Raw genomic sequence first — 8,049 nt, 5'->3', positions numbered from 1 at the left:
GGCCTCCGCCAGATCCAATACCGCAGCCACATCATCGACGGATGCCTCACCGGGACCGGACTCACACCGACGACACCACGCCTACAACCTCAGTAACGTGTCCAGGCGGGCGCGGTGGGCCGGATGCTGGTGCTTGGAGAAGCGGTGCTGAAGCTGGGCGCGTAAACGGCGCGCGGTGGAGGCGGGGGAGGGCAGCCCCTCGGCCTCGTAGGAGGCGGCGATGCCATCGCAGCAGGCGGCCATACGTCGAGGGCGGTGTCGTCGACGTTCCCGTCGGCCAGGGCGGGGGCCAAACAGCAACGTCGAGGGCGTACTCCCACCCATTCAGCGGGCCGGGCTGCTTGGGGTCCAGGGTCGGGCAATGGGGCGACGAGGGGGATGGCGGTGGCGCCGTGGGTCTGCTCCCAATGCGGCTCAATGCACAGGTGAGTGGCCTCGGGCGCGGGCGTTTCTGCGTAAGCGATGCGTGAGCGGGCAGCGCAGCACGTGCCGGTTCGGGCCAGTTTGTGGATCACGGCGTAGCGTTCTGACCTGCGGGTTTATTCCTAGGTGGTCGATGCTGGCAGCAGCCAACATGATCACTCTCGGGTGAAATATGCGGGGTCGCCGCAGCAGAAGTGAGCGTGATCAGCCTGTCCGGAGGGGGCAGATAGCTTGCTTCCGGTATTGAGCATGCGTATGTCGACGTTGCCGTCGGCCTGTGTGGTCTCGTACTGCTGGCGGATCTCGCCGTCGGTGTACGCGACGATGTGCTTCGGATTGGTGTAGACGCCGAGGAAGCCAGTGATCTCGGCGACGTTGCCGGTCTCCTCCAGCATTCGCGTAGCCCGCGCTGGGCGGCCGTCTCGCCGATGTCCTGGGCGCCTCCGGGAAGGGCCCACTGGCCGGTGTCTCGGCGGCGCTGGAGCAGGATGGCGCCGTAGTCATCGACGACGAGCAGGTTGCTGGCGGGGATGAGGGTACTGGCCTTCGGTGTGGCGGGGTCGTTGTAGTACTCAGTCCTACCCACGTGCGGCGGTCCCCTCCTGGTCGGGAGTCCAGGGCCGCGAGCGGCCCAGACGGCTTCGCGGCCCTGATCGTAGTTGTCGCGCATTCTCGTGGCTGCCTTGCACGGCAGCGGTGGGCAAGGGGGCGTCCTATCGGGCCTCGGCAGGGGTGCCATCCGGCCACCTGGCGCGCCGCCGCCGTGAATCCGTTGCGAGGGGCTTGCGGGATCCCTATCCTCGTGACCAACGCGTCGACGGAGACGAGTAGCCACGGATCACGCGAGCAGAGAGAGCCGCCGGCAGCTGTGAAGGCGGACTCGCACCCGTGGTGAAGACCCTCCCGAGCGCGGGGAGGAAAGGCTCTCGGGCCCAATGCCCCGCCGGTTTGCCCCCGTCATCGGGCTGAATGAGGCCGCCGCTGTCTGGCGGTGGCAAAGGCGTGGTGGCACCGCGAGTACCCTTCTCGCCCACGCTTCCAAGGGATCATGACGACGCCCCTGGAGGGCAGCGATGATCCACACCACTAGCCGCGTACTGGTTTCCGACCTACGCGCACACGTCGACCAGACCGTGACCGTCTCCGGCTGGGTGAACGCGCTCCGGCTGCAGCGCAAGATGCAGTTCGTCATCCTGCGGGACCACTCCGGCATGGCCCAGGTGACCCACAAGCGCGATGGCGGCCCGCTCGAAGCCGTCATCGAATCACTCACTCCCGAATCCGCTGTCCGGATCACCGGACGCGTCGTAGAGGCGGCCCAGGTCAACCTGGGTGGCCTGGAGATCGTCCCCGAGACGATCGAGGTGCTGAACAAAGGCGGAAACGCCGCTGCCCATCGACGAGCACACCGGCCCCGAGCACCGGCTCGACTGGCGCTTCCTCGACGTACGCAAGCGGGCCACCGCGCAGATGGTGTTCGCCGCGCAGACGACCCTGGAGCAGGGGCTGCGCGAGTACGCCATGCAGAACGGCTGCACCGAGATGCACACGCCGAAGCTGATGGGAACTGCCTCGGAGTCCGGCGCTGAGGTGTTCAAGCTCGGGTACTTCGACCGGTCGGCCTACCTCGCGCAGTCGCCGCAGTTCTACAAGCAGATGGCCGTGGCCGCGGGCATCGACAGGGTCTTCGAGATCGGTCCCGTCTTCCGGGCCGAGCCGTCGTACACCTCCCGGCACGCGACCGAGTTCACCGGCGTGGACGTCGAGCTGTCGTGGATCGACGACGTCGAGGACGTGATGGCGTTCGAGGAGCGGATGCTCGCCCACGCCATCGCGAAGGTCGCCGAGGTCCACGGTGAGGCGATCCAGGAGGTCTTCGGCGTCGAGGTCGTCGTGCCGGAGACCCCGTTCCCCCGGATCACGATGGCCGAGGCACAGGAGATCCTGCGGGCCGGCGGGTGGGACCCGGAGGGGGTCAAGGAGGACCTAGACCCGGAGGGTGAGCGCACCATCGCCGCCCACATGAAAGAGCTCACGGGCCACGAGTTCGTGTTCATCACGCACTACCCGGCCAACATCCGGCCCTTCTACCACATGCGCCCGGCTGACCGGCCTGACCTGACGCTCAGCTTCGACCTGCTCTGGAAGGGCCTGGAGATCACCACCGGGGCCCAGCGTGAGCACCGCTCCGACGTGCTGCTCAAGCAGGCGGAGGAGAAGAGCATGGACACCGAGCCGATGCAGGACTACATGAACATCTTCCGCTTCGGCTGCCCGCCCCACGGCGGCCTCGGCGCCGGCCTGGGCCGGATCCTGATGGTCATGCTCGGCCTGGACTCGATCCGCGAGGCCGCGTTCCTGTTCCGGGGGCCGAACCGCCTCACCCCCTGAGCCAGGGGTACACGCACTGCTGCCCCACCGCCCGTCTGGCGGTGGGGCAGCAGTGGCTCGCTCAGTACCGGGTGTGGCCGAGGTCGAGGGACCACGCCTCGGCGGGGTTCTTGTCCCAGTGGTCGCGCAGCGCCAGCTCGCGGTCCGCGTACCGGCCGCGGCGGGACAGGCCGCCGTGGGAGAGGGTGATGCTGAGCGCGAGTGGCGATTCGGTGGTGACCCAGTGCGGGGTCAGGGCGTGGCTCCACAACTGGTCGCCTGGCTGCATCGTCACCGACTGCCGCTGCGCCTCGTCGTGCGGTGGGGGATCTTCGGCGGTGGTCTCACCGAGGACCGCGGCTTCGGGGGACAGGTGCTTGTCGGGGTTGTGGTAGCTGTGGAAGGTCTTGACCCCTTGGACCTGCCACACCAGACCGTGCGAGTTGTCGTTGTGGCAGGTCGAGGCTGCCCCTTCGGAGGACAGGAACAGGGAGGCGGGTGAGGTCCTGGGGACCGGCAGGGGGGTGCGGACGGCCACTTGGGCCGTGGGGTGGAGCACAGAGGTTCCTCTCGATCGTCCAGCGGGGGGCGGCAGTTCGGCGGGGCTTGGAGGTCCGCAGTGCATTGCACTGGGGTCGGATCAATTCCCGAACCGGGCCGCGACCAACACAGCCACACCTGATTCGGGAAAGTCCAGCGAGTCTGGTGACGAAGCAGCACCAGCGTAAAAGTCGTTCCGGGAATCCCATAACGGTAGGGCCGGATCCCCGGTTGATCAAAAAGTAGGCGCCGAATGCGAAGCGGGAAAGATCGCACCGCGAAGACCTTGACCGCGGCTCCTAGCGCCGTCTATGTTTCCGCCGCCTCCCACGTCAGGCGGCTCGCGGCCTGTCGAGCCAGCCTGTCTGGGCACATGGTGTCGGGTGTCCGAAATTGCCCGGGGTGCTGTCGCCTGTCGCCGTCTACGCATGCTTATGGACCTGCATTCAGTCCTGCGTGAAATGCGGCGCCGGGCTTTATACCCCACGATCCCCGGTTACCGAAACCGGGGATTCGGAGTTACAACAGACGCATGCCCAAACACGCCACGAAAACCGGTCCAGCCGCAGAGCGGGCTGCTGTCGCCATCGCCGCAGCCCTCCCTGTCCTCGCGGTCTCCCAGCTTGCGCCGCTCCCTGCCGCAGCCTCGTAATGCCCCCCACGGCACGACGCCGGCTCTCCGCCTCGGGCTCCCGCCCAGCACTCACCGTCCGCCCCTGAAATCCCGCTACGGCGCCTGCGGCCCCATCCCGCGCGCCCTGCCAGACAAGGATCTTCTTGCGCCAACCGCCCATGCCCGCACGCCATATCACTGCTCCTGGCCTGCTCCGCCTGTACCGACCCGAGGAGATTGCCGGTGCCCTCGGCTGTTCCGCCTGGTGGGTCAAGGACCGGGCCGCCCGTGCGCTCATTCCATTCACCCGAGTCGGGCGCTCGTACCGCTTCACCGCCGAGCACCTAGCCGAGATCGTCCGGATGCACGAGGTGCGTCCGGCGCAGCGCGCGGAACCCGGAACAGCCACGGCTCCCCCTGCCCCGCGCAGCCGGCCGGTCCCGACAACGGCCCGCCTCCGCGCCCGCCCGCCGCGCAGGACCAGGCAGGACGAGTTCGACACCACCGCGTAGTAGAGGGATCCGAAGGGGGGAAAGTTGGGTTTCGCGGAGAAGCGCGGAAGCTACTGGCGCGGTCGGTACAAGACCGAGCCGGGCAAGCACAACACTGTCGTCGACCACACCGGCGCGACGATCAAGTTCGCAACCAAGCGCGAGGCCAAGCGGGCAGCGGACGAAGCGGAAATCGGCTTCCGCCGCGGCGACGTCCGGGATCCGTCACTGGGGAAGGAGACCTTCGCCGAGTACGCGAGCCGCTGGTACGAGGCCCAGGACCTGGCCGCGTCCACGATGCAGAACTACCGACGCCACATCGAGGAGCACCTGCTCCCCGTCTTCGAGGACAAGGCTCTTGACGGCATTCTCCGTACCGACGTCGCGCTCTGGGAGAAGCAGGAACGCACCTCCTACGCGGCCTCCAGCGTCAAGACCTGGCGAGCGACCCTGCACCTCATCCTCGCCGACGCCGTCGACGAGGGGCTCATCGAGGCGAACCCAGCCGCGAAGCGCCGAGGACGGGGCAAGCGCGCCGGCCGTTCCGCCGATCGCGGCCCCGAGAAGGTGGTCACCGACGCACTCGGCGTTCTCCTGATCGCCGAGCGGGCCGCCCTCCTCTCCGGGCGCGACGACGAGTTCGTCGCGGTGCTCCTCAAGGCGTACACCGGCATGCGGTGGGGCGAAATTGTCGGCCTGGAAACTGAGTTCGCCCGCCGGGACTCGGTCCGAGTCGAGTGGCAGCTGTACGAGCTCGACTCGGGTGTGATGGTCCGCTGCCCACCCAAGGACGACAGCTACCGCACCATCGACGCCCCCGACTGGCTCTCGGCCCTCGTGGCCGACCACGTCGTCCGTACCAAGCCCAAGCCGTGCCCGTGCCATGGCAAGACGTACGTCTTCCAAGGCCAGGGCACCGCCCGCACCGGAGGCCACCAGGGCGCGAAGCTGGTCGACGTAGCCCGCCGTGCCGGCGTCTCCACGGGCACGGTGTCCAACGTCCTGAACCACCCCGACCGCGTGCGCGAGGCCACCCGTGCTCGCGTCGAACTCGCCATCACGGAGCTGGGCTTCGTGCGAGGCGGTGCACCCTCGGAACATGCCGCCCACTGGCGCCGCAACGGCTTCGCCACCTGGCTCTTCCACCCGGCGACGACGGGCTGGTACCCGAAGAAGGCGCCGCAGGATCCCCGTCCCGTTCCGCTCCTCGGCGATCCCTTTCCGGGCATACCGGTCCGGGGCCGCAACGCCCAGGGCCGCGCCGACGCCTGCTGGACGGCTGTCGCCAGGGGCATCATCCCGCACGGCCTACGCCATTCCCACCGCACCCACATGGAGGACCTCGGCACGGAGAAAGTCCTCATGGACGAGCGCATGGGCCACATCGACAGCTCGGTCTCCGCCCGCTACGCCCGCGTGACCCCCGGGCATGCGCCAACGCCTCATGGCCGGCCTCACTCGGCAGTGGGAGGAAGCCCTGGACGCCCGTCTGGAGATGCGCGCCGGTTCTCCGGTGCGGGTATTCGACGGCCTCCTGCGAGCACGTGCAGCCGTGCGCTAGCCGCAGGCAGGTGCCGCTCGGAGCGGCACCTGCCGTGTGACTCGCGCATACGGTCGGGGCAGCAAACGCATCGCGAGTACGGAGCCGTCCTGACGGACGGTCCCAGGTGAGGGGAGGCAGGCTCTTCGCCCCGGGTCCTATTGAGGAGGAGCGCGTGGTCGGTGCCGATGAACTCGGTCTCGAGGAGCCGTTCGTTCACGTCTTGGGGGATCCGTTCGGTGATCCCGTGTAGAGGCCGGGCCTTACCGCCCGCTTGTGAGCGCCTTCAAAACATCCGACGACAGGCTGGCGCACTTCGTGGCGTTCTTGAAAAGGCTAGCCGGGTAGCCGGGGTATCCGGCCTCGGCGATGGCGATCACGGCAATGAGTGTGTGATCCGCGATCTCGGACAGGTTGTCGATCTCCGTGTCCCAACTGAAGCGCGGGTCATCGATCTTGTTGATCGGCAGCTGTTGGAAGATGAGATGAAGGATCAGTCGGTTGCCATGCACGGCGATGCCGCGTGCGCGCCCTTCGAGTGAGAACGTGGCATCGCTGATCAGCTCCTCCACACGGCGCATGACGCCCACCGCCCGCCAGATCCGTAGGTAGGTGACGGACGGGTTGAAAAGCTTCTTGTAGGCGCCGCGTTCGCCGGTGTCCCAGAGTCTGCTGATCTCACGCTTGGCTTGGGTGGACAGACCCACGTCGGCATGCGCGCAGGCCAGCGCGATGGTGGCATCCGTGACACTGCACCCGGTCTCCGCCGCCGGGTCAGCCTCGCCTCTCTTGTAGATGTACTGGAGGTTTTCGACCAAGAACTCGTTCTTGAGACGTGACTGCTCCGCGTCCAACGCCAGAAAATCACGGCCTGTGATGCGGTTCTGAGTGTTCGTCGCTCGGGTGACCTGATAGGCGAAGTCCTCCTCTGCACCTTCCAGGGAAATGAAGCGGACGGTGACGCGGGCCTGGCTGATGTCTATACCAAGCCGGTCTGCCTTGGAGATGGAGCCCACAGTCTGGGCTCCGTTGACCACGTCGACCCCGGTGAGCGTGAAGGCGCCCAGCCGCCGGTCGGCACCATAGGCAGGTGACTTAGCGATGCCCTGGCAGAGGATGGTGATGCCGTTGTTGTAATACCAGAATGCCTCTGGCTCGTCCCTGAGGGTGGTGATGAGGGAGTCGTTCACCTCCGAGTCATGGAGGACGACCCGGACGTTCTTGCTGAACAGATCCGAGTTGAACCTCTCATGCCAGGAGGCGACCTGCTCGGCGGAGACCTGGCCGTAGTACGCCTTCGGCTCACCCTGGAACTGCCCCCAGTCGGTGAGATCGACAGAGAGATCGATCTGGGGGAGCTGCTGTTCGTCGAGGAGTAGCCGGTGCAACTCGGACTGGCTGAGATAGTGAAAGGACGCTACCTCGTCTGGAGTGTTCAGGGTCTCGGCGAGGAACTCGTCCATCTTGGCGTGTACATCCGGGGAGCACGGGCTGGATCCGGTGTGAACCACCATGATCTCAATGGTGATCAGGGGGTTGAGCAGGGCGTTTTCAAGTTCCTGCTTACGCGACGCCACCTTGTCATTGAAGTGTTCCCACTTCAGCTGGACTAGGTCGGCGATGCCTTCCCGGAACTTGATCAGGTCGTCCAACTGCATGCTGCCGCGCCCGTCCTGAGCCCACTTGGACTGGACGACCAGAAGTCGGTCGCCGTCCGGGGTGACCGCGATGGCGTCGATTCCGTTGTCCTTGGTGCCATCGGTCACGGAGGTAGCCGCCACCTCCCACTCCAGCCCACCGCGTTTGGCGATGGCGAAGGCCGCAAGGGCTCGGCTGAGCTGGGTGATCCGGGCATCTGCGGGGCGGTGGGCGGCTAGATCCGCGACGTCGATCAGCGGGAAGGTCGTCTCTTCGACACGCCGCTGGATCTGAGTCAGTTGCAGAAGTCCCATGGATCCTCCGGAATCACTGGCAAGGGCTCTGCTAGCTTGCCAGGCCGCTCGGGCAACACCCACTGCTGGCCCTCAGACCAGAGTGCACGTTGAGTCCGGGGGCATGGTCGATTAGCTATA

Annotated in this window: 3 protein-coding genes and 3 pseudogenes; 3 read left to right on the top strand and 3 right to left on the bottom strand. The window is 66.8% G+C overall.

Annotated elements, in window-relative coordinates; translation table 11 throughout:
* Nucleotides 1–701 precede the first annotated feature (701 nt).
* Nucleotides 702–1,009 (bottom strand): annotated as a pseudogene (locus tag ACIOD1_RS26730) (NUDIX domain-containing protein); the annotation flags it as partial.
* A gap of 487 nt (nt 1,010–1,496) precedes the next feature.
* On the opposite strand from ACIOD1_RS26730, the pseudogene aspS reads away from it, so the two are divergent.
* Nucleotides 1,497–2,814 (top strand): annotated as a pseudogene (gene aspS / locus ACIOD1_RS26725) (aspartate--tRNA(Asn) ligase).
* A gap of 61 nt (nt 2,815–2,875) precedes the next feature.
* Here the strand turns inward: aspS and ACIOD1_RS26720 are convergent.
* Nucleotides 2,876–3,352, bottom strand: a complete 477-nt coding sequence (locus tag ACIOD1_RS26720; RefSeq protein WP_401905076.1) for a hypothetical protein — start codon at nt 3,350–3,352, stop codon at nt 2,876–2,878.
* A 773-nt stretch (nt 3,353–4,125) separates the two neighbouring features.
* Here ACIOD1_RS26720 and ACIOD1_RS26715 point away from each other — a divergent pair.
* Together ACIOD1_RS26715 and ACIOD1_RS26710 are read left to right on the top strand one after the other, a co-directional pair.
* Nucleotides 4,126–4,458 (top strand): DNA-binding protein, encoded by a 333-nt coding sequence (locus ACIOD1_RS26715; RefSeq protein ID WP_401905074.1) that lies wholly within the window; start codon nt 4,126–4,128, stop codon nt 4,456–4,458.
* 24 nt (nt 4,459–4,482) lie between these two features.
* Nucleotides 4,483–5,998, top strand: a pseudogene (locus ACIOD1_RS26710) (LacI family DNA-binding transcriptional regulator).
* Nucleotides 5,999–6,240: 242 nt separating this feature from the next.
* Here ACIOD1_RS26710 and ACIOD1_RS26705 read toward each other — a convergent pair.
* A complete protein-coding gene (locus ACIOD1_RS26705; protein WP_401905072.1) occupies nt 6,241–7,929 on the bottom strand; it encodes an AIPR family protein in 1,689 nt (562 codons plus the stop codon).
* Between the last annotated feature and the right edge of the window lie 120 nt (nt 7,930–8,049).

The organism is Streptomyces sp. NPDC088097 (genome assembly GCF_044741845.1).
Classification (GTDB): domain Bacteria; phylum Actinomycetota; class Actinomycetes; order Streptomycetales; family Streptomycetaceae; genus Streptomyces.
The sequence above is the reverse complement of the archived record's forward strand: the minus strand, read 5'-3'. Positions and strand labels throughout refer to the sequence as shown.

What these genes read in the sequence shown, in the direction of transcription:
- ACIOD1_RS26715 (WP_401905074.1), top strand. Translation starts at nt 4,126, where the DNA reads ATGCCCGCACGCCATATCACTGCTCCTGGCCTGCTCCGCCTGTACCGA.
- ACIOD1_RS26705 (WP_401905072.1), bottom strand. Translation starts at nt 7,929, where the DNA reads ATGGGACTTCTGCAACTGACTCAGATCCAGCGGCGTGTCGAAGAGACG.